The sequence below is a fragment of the Micromonospora sp. CA-240977 genome (assembly GCF_050942285.1).
In the GTDB taxonomy this organism is placed as follows: domain Bacteria; phylum Actinomycetota; class Actinomycetes; order Mycobacteriales; family Micromonosporaceae; genus Micromonospora.
Genome location: NZ_CP192055.1, coordinates 5,440,112 through 5,454,094 on the forward strand (window position 1 = coordinate 5,440,112; position 13,983 = coordinate 5,454,094).

Genomic DNA, 13,983 nt, shown 5'->3' on the forward strand with positions numbered 1-13,983 from the left:
ACGAAGCGGAGGATCTGTCCCGCTCTGGGATGATCTGAGCGGTCGTGCGGGCGCGGAAAACACGCCTCGGCAACTCTAGCCCCGAGGTATGACAGTTTCCCCCGCCCGCACATTCCCCCAGCTCAGCCCGGTCGGCCGCACCGGGCCACAGCCTCCGCCGCGCACACCCGCGAGCACCACACACATGCCGCCGACAAGCGCAGCCATCCGCCCGCCGACGACCACCGGGCACGCCCCGCCGCTCAGTACCCCCCGGGCGTCGGGGGCCGGGCAGCCCGTCGCCGGGCCGAACGCCATCCGCCGCGCCGCTCCGCGGCCACCCGCGCCTCCCGCCGCCGGCTCTCCTGGGCGACCTCGCCCTGCAGCCGTCGCCAGCTCTCCCACCGGCGGGTGGTGAGTTCGCCGGTCCGCAGCGCCTCGCGGACCGCGCAGGCGGGCTCGCCGTCGTGGCCGCAGTCGGCGTACCGGCAGCCCTCGGCCAGCCCGGCGATGTCCGCGAACGCCCGGTCCAGCCCGACCGCGCCGTCCAGCAGACCCACCGCCCGTACCCCGGGCGTGTCGATGACGGCGCCGCCGCCGGGGATCGGTACGAGCGCCCGCCAGGTGGTGGTGTGCCGACCCTTGCCGTCGACGCGCCGGATCGCCTGCGTGGGCATCATCACCGCCCCGACCAGGGCGTTGATCAGGCTGGACTTGCCGGCGCCGGAGGGTCCGAGCAGGCCGAGCGTGCGGCCGGGCGTCACCTCGGCGCGCAGCGGGTCCAGCCCGACGCCACGTTCGGCGCTGACCGCCAGCACCGGCACCCCGGGGGCGACGGCGGCGAGCTGGCGGGCCAGCGCGGCCGGGTCGGCCGCGAGGTCGGCCTTCGTCAGCACGACAAGTGGCCGGGCACCGGACTCGTGGGCCAGGGCGAGCAGGCGCTCGATTCGGCCCACGTCCGGCTCGGGGTGCACCGGCTCCACCACGGCGGCCGCGTCCAGGTTGGCGGCCAGCACCTGGCCGCTGGCGTCCTTGCCGGCGGTACGGCGGATCAGCGCGCCCCGCCGCGGTAGGACCGCCTCCACTGTGACGCGGCGGTCCGGCCAGTGGGTGAGTAGCACCCAGTCTCCGGCGCAGGGCAGCGCCGACGGGTCCCGGGCCGCGGTGGCCAGCACCGCGCCACCGAGGCTGGCCCGGATCGGGCCGGCCTCCGTGAGCACCGTGCAGACCCCCCGGTCGACCCGGGCCACCCGGCCTGGTTGGTGCTCGCCGCGTCGCGCGGCGTACGTCGCCCGCTCGGCGTCCCAGCCGAGCGCGGTCAGATCGATAGTCATGGCATCCTCATCGGTGTCGGAGCAGGTGATGGCGGAACACGCGTGCCACGTCCGGCATGATCACCACCTCCGTCCGATGTCCCGGTGCCGCGTCTGCCGCTGACGGTAGGTCGCGCGCCGACGCGCCGAAAGCGATTTCCCCGGCGACGGCGCGGGCGGCGGACCGCTAGGGTCGACGGGTGACCACGGATCCGCTCCTGCTGATGGGCGAGGTGGACGCGGCCACCAGCCGACTCCTGCGTACCGCCGCGTCTTTCGACGCCACCGACCTGGCCGCCGCGTCGCTGCTGCCGGGTTGGACGCGCGGCCACGTGCTGGCGCATCTGGCGCGCAACGCCGACGGCTTCGTCAACCTGCTCACGGCGGCCCGCACCGGCGAGGCGCTGCCGATGTACGCCTCGCTGGCGGCCCGCACCACGGACATCGAGACCGGCTCGGGCCGGCCACCCGCCGAGCACCTGGACGATCTGCGGCGTACCGCCGACCTGTTCGCCGAGGCGGTCGCGGCGATGCCCGCGCAGGCCTGGGCGGCGACGGTGCAGGCGCGTAAGGGCCCATGGCCGGCCGCGCTGCTCGTGTGGGGGCGGCTGCGCGAGATCGAGGTGCACCACCTCGACCTGGCCGCCGACTACCGGCCCGCGGACTGGTCGGAGACGTTCGCCCACCGGCTGCTGCGCGAGGTGGCCAGCCATCACGCCATGGGTCCGACACCGCCGTCGTTGGTGCTTCGCCTGAACGGCAGCGAGCACGAGGTGGTGATCGGGGACCGCGTCGGCGCTCCGATCGTGTCCGGCGCCGTGCCCGACCTCGCCGCCTGGCTGATCGGCCGTGCCGACGGCGGCCCGCTCTCCGTTACTCCCGACGGCCCCCTGCCCACTCCACCGGAATGGATATAGAAGCGTCATGACATATAGCGGAGACGTCACCCACGGCGGCGCGCCGGCGGTACGTGCGCTGGACGGGCTGACCATCAGCAAGCTGTCGGTGGGTCCGATGGACAACAACGCGTACCTGCTGCGCTGCACGGGCACCGGTGACCAGGTGCTCATCGACGCCGCCAACGAGGCGCCCCGGTTGCTGGAGCTGATCGGCGACGGCGGGCTCACCGCCGTGGTGACGACCCACCAGCACATGGACCACTGGGTGGCCCTGGAGGAGGTGGTCGCCAAGACCGGCGCGCGGGCCCTGGTGCACGCCGACGACGCGGACGGGCTGCCGATCGAGGCGGAGCGCCTCGCCGACGGCGACACCGTGTCGGTCGGCGACTGCGCGCTGGAGGTCATCCACATCAAGGGGCACACCCCGGGCTCGATCGCGCTGCTCTACCGCGACCCGGCCGGCACTCCGCACCTCTTCACCGGCGACAGTCTCTTTCCCGGTGGTGTGGGGAACACGGACCGGGACCCGGAGCGCTTCGCCGCGCTGATCGACGACGTCGAGCACAAGTTGTTCGACCAACTTCCGGACGACACCTGGTTCTACCCCGGCCACGGCAGCGACAGCACCCTGGGAGCGGAACGCCCCGCCCTCCCCCAGTGGCGAGCAAGAGGCTGGTAACCCCAGCACCTAGCGAAGTCACCAAACGCTGACCGAAAGCCCCAAAGATCCATCAACCCTCGGCGGCGGCCGCGGCACGACCGGACGACGAGAAACCACGACGGGGCGGGGGCCTGCCGTGCCCGGCGCAGGGATCAAGCCTGACCGCCCGGAGCCGGGCACGGCAGGCCCCCGCCCCCACCGCAACCACCGACCCACCCCAGCGCACCCCAGCGCACCACCACACCGCAGCGACGGCGCAACCTCAGCCAGCCACCGCGAACAACCGCCGCCGCGCCCCCAGCAGCACGACGGAGGCCAGCACCATCCCGACCCCCATTGTCACAAGCAGTGGACTGGGGTCGCCCGGCAGCAGCCCGGCCAGCGATCGGGATGCGGTGCCCAGCGCGAGGTAGAGACCGGCCCAGGCGGCGGCGCCGAGCGCCGCGCAGCCGAGGAATCGCCGGTACGACATCTGTAGCCCGCCGGCGGCCAGCGGCAGCAGCGCGTTGAACACGGGCAGGAACGGCGCGACGACCATCATCCGACCGCCACCGCGACGCAGGATCCCCTCCGCGGCCGTCCAGCGCGTCTCGCCGATCCAGCCGCCGATCCGGCTGTGTCGCAGCCGCTCGGAGTAGCGACGGCCGATCAGGAAGCTGAGCGACCAGCCGGCCAGGCAGCCGACCAGCACCGCGGTGAAGGTCGCCAGCCCGGTGGTCGGGCGGCCCACCCCGACGGCGGCCAGGATCGCCACGTCGCCGGGGACCAGGACACCCAGCAGGGGTACGGCATCGAAGAGCATGACGAGGCCGAGCGTCCCCATCAGCAGCAGAACGGGTAGTTCTCCGATCTGTGCCAGCCATTGCGTCATGCCTCGTACGCTATGGCCGCCGCGCCACTTCGGACATCGGGTTTCAGCCCCCAGGCCCCCCTGGTATCGGTCTCGGGGGTGTCCCTGAGGTGGCGTCCGCGCTCAGCGGGGTCGCAGCACCTGCACCCGGCGTAGCGACGAGTCGACAGACGGTTCGGTGGTGGGTACCGGATAGTCGGCAAGGACCGCCAGGCGGTCCGCCGGCAGGTGCCCCCGCCCGGGGTCGCCGACCAGCACCTCGGCGCCCCTGGCGGCGGCGCACTGGAGGAAGGGCAGCATCTTCTCGGCCATCGCGCGGTCGTAGAAGACGTCCCCGGCGACGACCAGGTCGGCGTCCACATCGGTGTTGTCGAGCAGGTCGTCCCCGGTGACGTCGACGTCGACCCGGTTGGCCCGCGCGTTGATGATGACGGCGGCGACGGCGTACGGGTCGATGTCGTTGGCGACGACCTCCGCGGCGCCGGCCAGAGCGGCGGCGATGGCCACCAGCCCCGACCCGGCGGCGAGGTCGAGCACCCGACGACCGGCGGCCAGCTCCGGGTGGTCGAGGAGGTGGCGGGCCAGGGCCTGGCCGCCGGGCCAGGCGGACGCCCAGTACGGCGCCGGCAGGGCGTGTCCGGCGGCCGCCTCCATCCGAGCCCACCAGACGATCGCGTCCTCGGCCAGGTGCAGCCGCACCTCGGGAACGAACGGGGTGGGCACCAACCGGAGCCGGTCCAGACCGGCGCCGGGCGCGTCGATCTCGCGCTCCAGCTCGGTCAGCACGTCGGCTGCGGCACCCCTCATCGGCGCAAGCATGCCTCAGCGGCGGGTGGTCTGGGCTGGTTTCACATGCCGTCACGCAGAGTTCACTCGACTTCACACGAAGACCTACGGCACTTCGGCCAGCGGATCGGGGTTTTGCCCGTTACTGTCGGACAGGTACGGGCGATCATCGGCCAGAGGCCGAGGGTCAGCCGCTTTGAACAGGGAGAGATGCATGGCAACCGGCACGGTTAAGTGGTTCAACTCGGAAAAGGGCTTCGGTTTCATCGAGCAGGACGGTGGAGGGCCGGACGTGTTCGTCCACTACTCCGCCATCGCCTCGAGCGGCTACCGGGAGCTCAACGAGGGCCAGAAGGTCGAGTTCGAGGTGACCCAGGGGCAGAAGGGTCCGCAGGCGGACAACGTCCGCCCGATGTAGCTCCGTGCCGGTGACGGCGGCTGGTTCTCCAGCCGCCGTCGCAGCGCACTCAAGACGCCGCCGGGGCGGCGGGCAGGTCCCGCCGCCTCCGGATCGGACCGATCAACAGAATCAACGGGGTGAGCGCCAACCAGGCGGTCATCACCCCGATCGCTGTCGCGACGCCGTAGCGCGCGCCGATGGCACCGGCCAGCACGGCCGCCAGCGGGATGGTGCCGTAGTTGAGCAGCTGCATGCTCACCGTCACCCGGCCCAGCAGCTGGTGCGGCGTGTAGGTCTGCCGGAAGGCGCCCTTGACCACGTTGCCGATGGCCACGCCGAGGCCGATCAGCAGGCCGCCGAGGGCTGGCCAGGCCAACCCGAGGCCGGGTGCGGCGAGCGGGATGAGCAGCGCCGGCGGGCCGGTGAACGCCGCCCCGATCAGCAGCGCCCGCGCGGTGCCGCAGCGTCGGCCCAGCGTGGTGGCGAGCAACGCTCCGATGATGCCTCCGGCGCTCATCACTCCGACAAGCGCGCCCACCAGGCCCGGTTCGAGCCGAAGCTCCCGGACCAGGAAGACCACCAGAACGGCCTGGTAGCCGGTCAGCCCGATGTTGCTTGCCGCGCCGAAGACCGCAAGCACCCGCAGGTACGGATCCCGGGCGACGAAGCGCAGCCCCTCGGCGATGTCCCGACGCAGTGAGCGGGACCGGTCCGCTCGGCGTACGCGTGGTTCACGGGTGCGGATCCGCAGCAGGAGGGCCGCCGAGGCGAGGAACGTGAGCGCGTCCAGCACCAGGGCGGCGACGGCACCGGTGAGCTGGGCGATCAGGCCGGCGAGGCCGGGCCCGACGACGTAGCTCGCGGTCTGGGTCGCCTGGAGCTTCGCGTTGCCCTCGGGTAGTTGCTCGGGTCGTAGCAGCACCGGCAGGTACACCTGGTCGGCGGTCTCGAAGAACACTCGCGCGGCGCCGGCGCTGAGGGCGACCACCAGCAGGTGCGCCACGGTGAGCCGGCCCAGCACGGCGGCCAGCGGGACGCTGAGGAAGGCCAACGCGCAGAACAGGTCGCACACCACCATCACCGACCGGCGGGGCAGCCGGTCCACCCACGCGCCGGCGGGCAGGCCGATCAGCAGCCACGGCAGCCAGGCCGCGGCGGTGAGCACGGCGACCTGGAAGGTGCCGGCATCGAGCACGGCGACGGCGACCAGCGGGAGCGCGACGGTGGTGACGTTGCTGCCGACGCTGCTGACCGCCTGACCGGCCCAGAGCAGCCGGAAGTCGCGGTGGCGCAGCAGCCCGTCGGCCGGGCGGACCGGATCGGTCCGGGTGGCCGTGGTCACGGCCGGGCCGGAATGCCGTGCGCGAACACGAACACGGGCTGCCGTTCGTGGCCGTCGTCGGGGACCGGCCGGTTGGCCCAGCGATCCAGCAGGTCGACCATCTCGCGGCTCAGCTCGGCCAGTTCGTCGGGGGTGAGGTGCAGCCACTTGTCAGTGGAGAACGGGCCGTCGTGCCAAACGGCGTGCGCCGAGTCGTCGGCGGCGTGCCAGGCTCGGGCCAGGGCGACGTGCCGGTCCAGGTTGAGCGAGGTGACGGCGTCGGCGACCGCTCGGTCGGCGGGGTCGGCGTCGAAGTCGGCGTTGGACCAGCGCAACCCTCGGGTGACGAGCCGCCACCACCGCTCGCGCCGGTCGCGGGCCAACTCGGGGGCCTCGGTGACCAGGTCGGCGGCGGCGAGGGCCTTGAGGTGGTGGCTGACGTTCGCCGGCGCCTGGGCGGTGCGTTCGGCGAGCAGACCGACGGTCGAAGGCCCGTGCACCTTGAGCACGTCCATCAGCCGGCGACGCAACGGGTGGGCCATGGCGGCCAGCACCCGCGAGTCGGTGACCTGGCGTACGTCGGGGTTGTCCATGCCGCCACGATGCCATCCGCAACAACTGTTGCGCAATGTCTATTGCCCAACAGCTGTTGCGGACTGGGACTGCCGAAGGGGGGCGACCCGGCGGCTACGAGCCGCCCCCCGCTCAGGCGACCAGCCGGCGGGCCAGCTCGTCGGCGACCTGTTTGGCGATTCCGGGTGGGATGGCGGCGGCGATCTTCTCCGGCGTCAGCGAGGCCAGCACGCCCTGGACGATCGCCGCCTCGTCGGTGAAGTCCTTCCCGGCCAGTGCGTTGAGCGTGGTCTGCAGGGCGGTGAGCTGCTTCGTCATCGCCTGCAGGTTCCAGTTGCCGGTCACCGGGGCGCCGGTGTCGTCCCGACCCTCCGCCATGCGGGTGTAGATCTGTCCGATCGGGTTTCGGCCGTCCAGCACCGTGAGGTTCGTGTGGACGGTGGCCAGCCAGTTGTGCTCTTCGGGGGTCATGTCGTCGTCCTCCAGGAGTCCGATGGAGCTGAGGTAGCGGCGGAACAACGGCCGCTGGTCGCGGCCCGCCTTGATGGCGTCACGGAAGAAGCTGAAGTGGGTGTGCCAGCGGTGCGAGCTGTCGCCGGTGCTGCGCTTGCCGAGGCGGTCCCACCGCTTCACCGTGCTGCCGTCGGGGCTGTAGATGATCTCGCGGATGTCCCGGGTGTCGGCCGCGTTCGCGGCGCACTGGGCCACGCACCAGACCGAGAAGCTGGCCATGGTGTGCGTACGACCGCCGGAGCGGACCTCGAACTGGCCGACGTCCAGCGCCGCCGCGTCGAGGGTCAGTCCGGCCCGGTCCCGGGGTGACTCGACCACCGAGTAGTCGTTGACGACCACCCGGTCGGATCCGCAGTGGTAGCCGCCGCGGTGGTCCGGGTCGCCGACGATGCCGACCTCCGCCGGGTCCAGGTCGTCAGGGCCGGGGGCGTTGTCGAGATGGGTGAGGAGCAGACTTCGGAGGGCCAACAGATTAGCCGGGGCCCGGGTCATGGGGTCCCCCTCTCAACTGGGGGCGGGGACCGGGCACGACGTCACACCGCGTACGCGGTGCTGGGCTTCGGACGAGCCCGGTCTGCTGGTGCACGGCGCCGGGCGTTGACTCAACCATAGCCCGCATTTCCGGTGAATGCCCAGCTCAGAGGGGCTCTGTTCAGATTGGAGGCGAGGCCGGGGCAGAGTGGACGATCGGCAACACCAGCACCGAGGGGTACGCCGGGTCATGCAGAACCTGCCGCCAACCGGCACGCAGCGTCACCGCAGTACCGAGGGGTTCCCCGGTGCCGGGGTTGCGCGCCCACCGCGGATGGGCGCCGCCGGCGACCTGCACCCGCAGCCGGTGCCCGGCCCCGAACCGGTACGCGGTCGGCCAGAGCGCCACCGGGACCCGCAGCGCCCCGGACGGGTCGGCGGGGAAGCGCTCGGGTGTCACCCGCACCAGACCGTCGCACACGTTCCACGATCGACCGCGCCGGTCCACATCGCACAGTCGCACGAAGACGTCCAGGTGTGGCAGCTCACTGCGGACGTGCAGCACGGCGCGCACCGGGCCGATCACCTCGACCGGCCCGGCCAGCGGGGCGCTGGTGTAGGTCAGCACGTCGGGGCGGGCTTCGACCTGCCGGTTGTCCACCGGACCGGCCCGCTGGGCGACAAGCAACGGCCCACCCAGCGACGGGGTGGGGTCGGCCGGGTCGTACCGGAACTCGTCCGGGGCCGACGCGACCGGTGGGCGTACCGCCAGCTCGCCTCCCGGATGCAGGTGCCAGCTGGTCTCGACAGTCGGCGGTGGCCAGTGCGGCAGGTCCCGCCAGCCACCGCCCGGCCCGCCCACGTGCAGCCGGACCGGGGCGGAGGCGGCGCGGCGCGACCGCCGGCCGGCCGGTGGCCCGGCCGCCAGGTGCTCGTCGAGCCAGGCCAACCCCTCTCGCAGGGCAGCCACGAACAGGCCGGGGCTGCCGTGTGTCCAGGGGCCGATCACGAGGCGTGCCGGCGTGCCGGCGGCCCGCAGGGTGGCGTGATCGTCGAGTTGGGCGGGCAGGAAGATGTCGTGCCAACCGGTGACCATGACCACCGGCGCCCGTACCCGGGCCACCCGGTCGGCGAAGACGCGGTCGCGCCAGTACGCCGCCGCCGGGGTGTGGTGGCGCAGCCACTCCTGGAAGAACGGGATGGTCACGCCGGTGGCCACCCGGTCGGCATCCGCGAGCGGTAGGTGCGCGAGCGCGGCGGCCAGCCGGGGCTGGCCACGCTTGAGCTCCCACTGCCGGGCCAGCCACGGCACGGTCTGCGCGTGCAGCAGCTCCGCCCAGGTCAGCACGGTGTCGAGGGCGAAGGACTCCCCCGCGTACGTCGAGTCCCGGGTGGCCGAGGCGGTCACCACCGCGACCATGGCGCGCAACTCGTCGCCGGCGTCGGCGGCCAGCGCCCACTGCGCGAACCCCTGGTAGCTGACCCCGAACATGCCGAGCCGGCCGGACCACCAGGGCTGGCGACGGAGCCAGTCCAGGGTGTCCACTCCGTCGTCGCGCTCGTGCACCAGCGGTGCGAACGTGCCACCGGACCCTCCGGTGCCCCGACAGTCCTGGATCACCGCGTGCCGGCCCCGCGCGGCGAGCAGCCGGCCGAGCAGCCGCAGCGGTCCACCCCGCCCGTACGGGGTGCGGATCAGCACTGTCGGCGCGTCCCGCACCCCCGGGGCGTAGTGGTCGGTGCGCAGCACCACACCGTCGCGGGCCCGGACCGGGATGTCGCGGGTGACCCGAACCGGGTCGGGACGGGTCGGTGGCAACCGCAGCGCGACGCCGGCGAGGCGGGTGACGAGCCGGTTCGGCACCGCTCAGCCCGTCGGCCGGCGGGGCGACTCGGGCCGGGCGGCGCGCACCGCGTCGCGGTGCCCCCGCAGCGACTCGCTCATCTCCGCCATGAACCGGTGCACCACCTCCAGCTCGTCGTCGTCGAAGCGGGCCATCACCGTGTCGGTACGCGCGCCCAGCGGCTGGAAGAACTCCATGGCCAGGGTCGCTCCCTGGTCGGCGTAGTGCAGCAGCACCTTGCGCCGGTCGGTGGTGTCCCGGTCCCGGCGGATGTGACCGGCGCGCTCCAGCCTGTCGACCAGGGCGGTGACCGAGCCGGAGGAGAGGTTGAGCTGCTCGCCGAGGCGGCCGGGGGTGATCGGATCACCGAGCAGCTCGGCGTCCATCACCGCGATGAGGGCCTGCAGGTCGGTCGGGTTGAGGCCGTGCAGGTTGGCGAAGGCGTGGCCGACGTGCTGGGCGTCCACCGCGTACCGCCGGAGGTTGCCTGTGATCTCCGAGACCAGCTGGTCGCGGCGCGTGTCGCGCCGCCGGTACATGCCGTGAGTCGCCACCTCGCGCTGCTCTTCCCGTCGTCGGTCTCTCGGGTTGCAGCATAGAACAGCCCTCGATAATCTCGGTCATCAAGATACTCGACTGCCGAAGGACTTTGGGGTCTTCTGATGTCTGTGTTCACAGCTGTCGCGCGCGGCCGGCTGGCGGCCTGGCTCACCGTGGCCGCGGCGATCGTCGTCGGCGCTGTCGTCTTCGGAACGCCCCAACCGGACAACCCGGCGCCGGTCTCCGCCACCGGCCTGTCGGCGCGGTGGCAGTCGACCCAGGTGGAGCGCCTACAGGAGCAGCTGCCGTCCAGTGAGGTCCAGCCGGCCATCGTGGTGGTGAGCCGGGGTGACGGCGGCGCGCTGACCGAGGCCGACCGGGCCACCGTCGCCGCCCGCTCCGGCGGTCTGGGCCGCTTCGCGGTGGGCGGACGGGTCAGTCCCCCGCAGCTCTCCCCGGACGGGGCGGTCGCGCTGCTCGCCGTGCCGGTGGACACCAGCGGTGGTCAGGACCAGGTCACCGACACCGTCGATCAGCTGCGCGCCGCGCTCGCCGACCTGCCCGGCGGGCTGACCGCCGAGGTGACCGGCGCCCCGGCCTTCACCGCCGACCTGTCCTCGGTGTTCGACGGGGCCGACGTCACACTGCTCGCGGTGACCGCCGCCGTGGTGGCGCTGCTGCTGCTGATCACCTACCGCAGCCCGTTTCTGTGGATCGTGCCGCTGGTCGTGGTCGCCGCGACCGAGCAACTCACCCTGCGCGCTGTCGACGCCATCGTGCCGGCCGTCGGTATCAACCTCCAGCAGGGCCAGGTCACCGGCATCGCCAGCGTGCTGGTCTTCGGCGCGGCCACCGACTACGCGCTGCTGCTCATCGCCCGCTACCGGGAGGAGCTGCGGCGCGAGCGGGACCGGTACGCGGCGATGCGCGCCGCGTTGCGGCGTACCGCCGAGCCCATCCTCGCCAGCGGCGGCACCGTGGTGCTCGGCGTCCTCACCCTGCTGCTCAGCGAACAGGAGACGAACCGGGCGCTGGCGGTGGCCTGCGCCACCGGTGTGCTCTTCGCCATGCTCTCGGCGTTGTTCGTGCTCCCCGCCGTGCTGGTGCTCCTCGGTCGCGGCCTGTTCTGGCCGTTCGTACCCCGGGTCGGTGGCCCGGCCCGGGAGGGACGGCTCTGGGGCCGGTTCGGCGCCGCCGTGCAACGCCGCCCGGTGGTGGTCGCGGTGCTGGCCACGGTGCTGCTCGGTGGCCTGGCGCTGGGTGGGCTCGGGATCCGCACCGGCCTGTCCGAGACCGAGCAGTTCCGCGCCGCGCCCGAGGCGGTGACCGGGGCGCGGACCCTGGCCCGCGCGTTCCCCGCCGGCAGCACCCAGCCGGTGGCGGTGCTCACCAACCCGGCGGCGGTGCGGGCGGTCACCGACGCCGCCACCGCCGTGGCCGGGGTCGCCTCGGCCCGCCCCGGTGACGCCGGTGACGCCGTCGCCCAGGTCGACGTCGTCCTGGACGCCGAACCCGGCACCACCGCCTCGGACCGCGCGATCGAGGCGCTGCGCGACGCGGTCGCCGCCGTTGCCGACTCCGCTCCGCCGGCCGCCGCCGGCGCCGACGCGCCATCCGGGGCGATCGTCGGTGGCTCCGTGGCCGCCACCTACGACTCCGACGAGGCCAACGACCGCGACCTGCGACTGATCCTGCCGATCATCCTGTTGCTCGTCGGCGCCGTGCTCGTGCTGCTGCTCCGCGGCCTGCTCGCCCCGCTGCTGCTGGTGCTCACCGTGATCGCGTCGTTCTTCGCCAGCCTCGGCGCGGCGTGGCTGCTCTTCGACCACGTGCTGGGCTTCCCCGCGCTGGACAGTGGCGTGCTGCTGCTCGCCTTCGTGTTCCTGGTGGCGCTCGGGGTGGACTACAACATCTTCCTGGTCACCCGGGCCCGGGAGGACGCGCGCGGCGCGGGCACCCGCGACGGGATGCTCTCCGCCCTGCGGGTCACCGGCGGAGTGATCACCAGTGCCGGGGTGCTGCTCGCCGCGGTCTTCGCGGTGCTCGGCGTGCTGCCACTGATCACGCTGACCCAGATCGGCATCATCGTCTGCATCGGCGTGCTGCTCGACACCCTGCTGGTCCGCACGGTCCTGGTGCCGGCGCTGGCGTTCCTGCTCGGTGACCGCTTCTGGTGGCCCGGACGGATCACCCCGGAGCACCCGGCGGACCGCCCGGCGTCGCCGGAGCCGGTCGCGGCCCTCGACTGACGACAGGCGTCCGGGCCTCCCGGTGTGACGGCTGTCGCACCCCTAACGGGGTTCCACCGGGCGGCGGCCCTGCGGCGGCGTCTGAGCCTGGTCGTCCGGCTGCTCCAGATCACCCACCGCCCGGTCCCGGGTGGCCCAGGCGACGATGAACACCACCGTCCAGAGCACTCCGAGCAGCACCGCCGCGGCGGTCCCGCTGGCCGTGTCCAGGCCGAGGTAGAGCCGCGCGCCACCGACCCCGAGCATCCCCGCGGCGGCGGCTGTCCACGCGGCCACCGCCACCGGCCACCGGGCGCTGCGCGACACCAGCCAGGCCAGGGTGCAGAAGCTCGCCGCGACAACGGCGTTCTGGGTGGAGAGCGGGGCCACCTCACCGCCGCCCGGTGCGGTGCCGTGCGCGCCGGTCACCTCGGCGGCCACGGCCAGCACCACCAGCGGCACGAACGCGCCCACCGTGCCGACCACGCTGAGCAGGTCCGCCCGCCATGGTCGACTGCGCCACGCCAGCACCGCCGCCACCAAGCCCACCACGATGATCAACACCGACCCTCGTACCACCGACACCAGGACCGTCGTGGCCTCGGCGGCGTGCGGGGTACGCCGGGCGGCGAACCACCCTGCGACGGCGTCGTCAAGCGCGGCCAGCCCACTGTTGCGGATCGCCACGGCGAGCAGGCCGGCGATGGCGAGCCCGGCGACGAAGAGCAGCAGGAGCCCCGAGGCCAGATTGAGCAGCAGCGTCCAGGCCGGCCCGATCCGCATGGCCACCAGGAAGAACAGCACTCCGTAGCGGGCGGTGAGCCACCGCACCGGGGGGAGGGCGCCGGCCCGGGACAGCAGCGCGCGGACCGGGTCGGGATTGCGACCCAGCCAGCGGCCGACAAGCACGACTCCCAGCAACCCGGCCAGCAGCAGCAGCGCCACGCCGGTGGCCCGACCGAGCAGCCGGGAGACCGTGTCGTACGACTCACCGGCGAGGTGACCGAGCAGGACCGAGCCGCCCACCCAGGTCGCCACCCCGGCCAGGTTCCACGGCACGAACCTCCGGTACGGCATGCCGGCCGCACCGGCCAGCCGGGGCACCAGGGTGCGGGCGAAGGCCACCCAACGGGCCGCGAACACACCCCGCCCGCCGAGCCGGGCGAGCATGGCATCGGCCCTGGCCCACCGCTCGGGACCGACCCGGTGACCCAGCCCGGCGCGCAGCCGGGGCCCGTAGCGCCGTCCGGCGCGGAAGGCCAGCCCGTCACCGACGACCGCCGCGACGATCATCGCGAGCAACGCCGGTCCGAGCCGCAAGGTACCGTTGTAGGTGAGGAAGCCGACGAGCAGCAGGGTAGCCTCACCCGGCACGAGCAGGCCGAAGATCACCGCGGTCTCGCCCGCCACGATCAGCGCGGCGACCAGGTAGATCCAGAGGGCGGGCAGACTCTGCACCCAGGTCAGCAGGTCGTGCACTCAGGCCCCCGGAACACGGGAGTCAGCATGCCAGCCGGGGGAACCACCCGGACAGCAGTTTCACCATAGATCAGGGGCACCTGGGGGTGACCCCGACGCGGCCTGCGCGAGCGCAGGCGGAAGGAT

At 73.2% G+C, this 13,983-nt stretch carries 13 protein-coding genes; 4 read left to right on the top strand and 9 right to left on the bottom strand.

Features of this window, described 5'->3' with window-relative positions:
* Positions 1 to 242: 242 nt before the first annotated feature.
* Complete coding sequence (gene rsgA / locus ACQPWW_RS24485) at positions 243 to 1,313, bottom strand: ribosome small subunit-dependent GTPase A (protein ID WP_433125815.1); 1,071 nt, start codon at positions 1,311 to 1,313, stop codon at positions 243 to 245.
* 179 nt (positions 1,314 to 1,492) lie between these two features.
* On the opposite strand from rsgA, the gene ACQPWW_RS24490 reads away from it, so the two are divergent.
* The gene (locus tag ACQPWW_RS24490) at positions 1,493 to 2,209 is read left to right on the top strand and encodes a maleylpyruvate isomerase family mycothiol-dependent enzyme (RefSeq protein WP_433125816.1); all 717 of its coding nucleotides are present in this window, start codon (positions 1,493 to 1,495) and stop codon (positions 2,207 to 2,209) included.
* 7 nt (positions 2,210 to 2,216) lie between these two features.
* Complete coding sequence (locus ACQPWW_RS24495) at positions 2,217 to 2,870, top strand: MBL fold metallo-hydrolase (protein WP_433125818.1); 654 nt, start codon at positions 2,217 to 2,219, stop codon at positions 2,868 to 2,870.
* A 244-nt stretch (positions 2,871 to 3,114) separates the two neighbouring features.
* Here the strand turns inward: ACQPWW_RS24495 and ACQPWW_RS24500 are convergent, their stop codons facing one another.
* On the bottom strand, positions 3,115 to 3,723 hold the full coding sequence (locus tag ACQPWW_RS24500) for a DedA family protein (protein WP_433125820.1): 609 nt from the start codon (positions 3,721 to 3,723) through the stop codon (positions 3,115 to 3,117).
* Positions 3,724 to 3,825: 102 nt separating this feature from the next.
* A complete protein-coding gene (locus ACQPWW_RS24505) occupies positions 3,826 to 4,509 on the bottom strand; it encodes a class I SAM-dependent methyltransferase (protein WP_433125822.1) in 684 nt (227 codons plus the stop codon).
* Positions 4,510 to 4,702: 193 nt separating this feature from the next.
* Between ACQPWW_RS24505 and ACQPWW_RS24510 the strand changes: the two genes are divergently transcribed.
* Positions 4,703 to 4,906: a cold-shock protein gene (locus ACQPWW_RS24510; protein ID WP_007462771.1), complete on the top strand. Its 204-nt coding sequence runs from the start codon at positions 4,703 to 4,705 to the stop codon at positions 4,904 to 4,906.
* A 49-nt stretch (positions 4,907 to 4,955) separates the two neighbouring features.
* On the opposite strand, the gene ACQPWW_RS24515 is transcribed toward ACQPWW_RS24510, so the two are convergent.
* The 5 genes from ACQPWW_RS24515 to ACQPWW_RS24535 form a co-directional block, all read right to left on the bottom strand.
* Positions 4,956 to 6,230, bottom strand: a complete 1,275-nt coding sequence (locus ACQPWW_RS24515; protein WP_433125823.1) for an MFS transporter — start codon at positions 6,228 to 6,230, stop codon at positions 4,956 to 4,958.
* Positions 6,227 to 6,802, bottom strand: a complete 576-nt coding sequence (locus tag ACQPWW_RS24520) for an ArsR/SmtB family transcription factor (protein ID WP_433125825.1) — start codon at positions 6,800 to 6,802, stop codon at positions 6,227 to 6,229. Before ACQPWW_RS24520 ends, ACQPWW_RS24515 begins: the two co-directional genes overlap by 4 nt.
* Before the next feature lie 112 nt (positions 6,803 to 6,914).
* Positions 6,915 to 7,787 (bottom strand): hypothetical protein, encoded by an 873-nt coding sequence (locus ACQPWW_RS24525; protein WP_433125826.1) that lies wholly within the window; start codon positions 7,785 to 7,787, stop codon positions 6,915 to 6,917.
* Positions 7,788 to 7,947: 160 nt separating this feature from the next.
* Positions 7,948 to 9,630 (bottom strand): CocE/NonD family hydrolase, encoded by a 1,683-nt coding sequence (locus ACQPWW_RS24530; RefSeq protein ID WP_433125828.1) that lies wholly within the window; start codon positions 9,628 to 9,630, stop codon positions 7,948 to 7,950.
* A 3-nt stretch (positions 9,631 to 9,633) separates the two neighbouring features.
* A complete protein-coding gene (locus ACQPWW_RS24535; RefSeq protein ID WP_433134540.1) occupies positions 9,634 to 10,149 on the bottom strand; it encodes a MarR family winged helix-turn-helix transcriptional regulator in 516 nt (171 codons plus the stop codon).
* 123 nt (positions 10,150 to 10,272) lie between these two features.
* On the opposite strand from ACQPWW_RS24535, the gene ACQPWW_RS24540 reads away from it, so the two are divergent.
* Complete coding sequence (locus tag ACQPWW_RS24540) at positions 10,273 to 12,399, top strand: MMPL family transporter (protein ID WP_433125830.1); 2,127 nt, start codon at positions 10,273 to 10,275, stop codon at positions 12,397 to 12,399.
* Between the two features lie 42 nt (positions 12,400 to 12,441).
* Here ACQPWW_RS24540 and ACQPWW_RS24545 read toward each other — a convergent pair whose 3' ends face one another.
* The gene (locus ACQPWW_RS24545; protein WP_433125831.1) at positions 12,442 to 13,857 is read right to left on the bottom strand and encodes a DedA family protein; all 1,416 of its coding nucleotides are present in this window, start codon (positions 13,855 to 13,857) and stop codon (positions 12,442 to 12,444) included.
* Positions 13,858 to 13,983 lie beyond the last annotated feature (126 nt).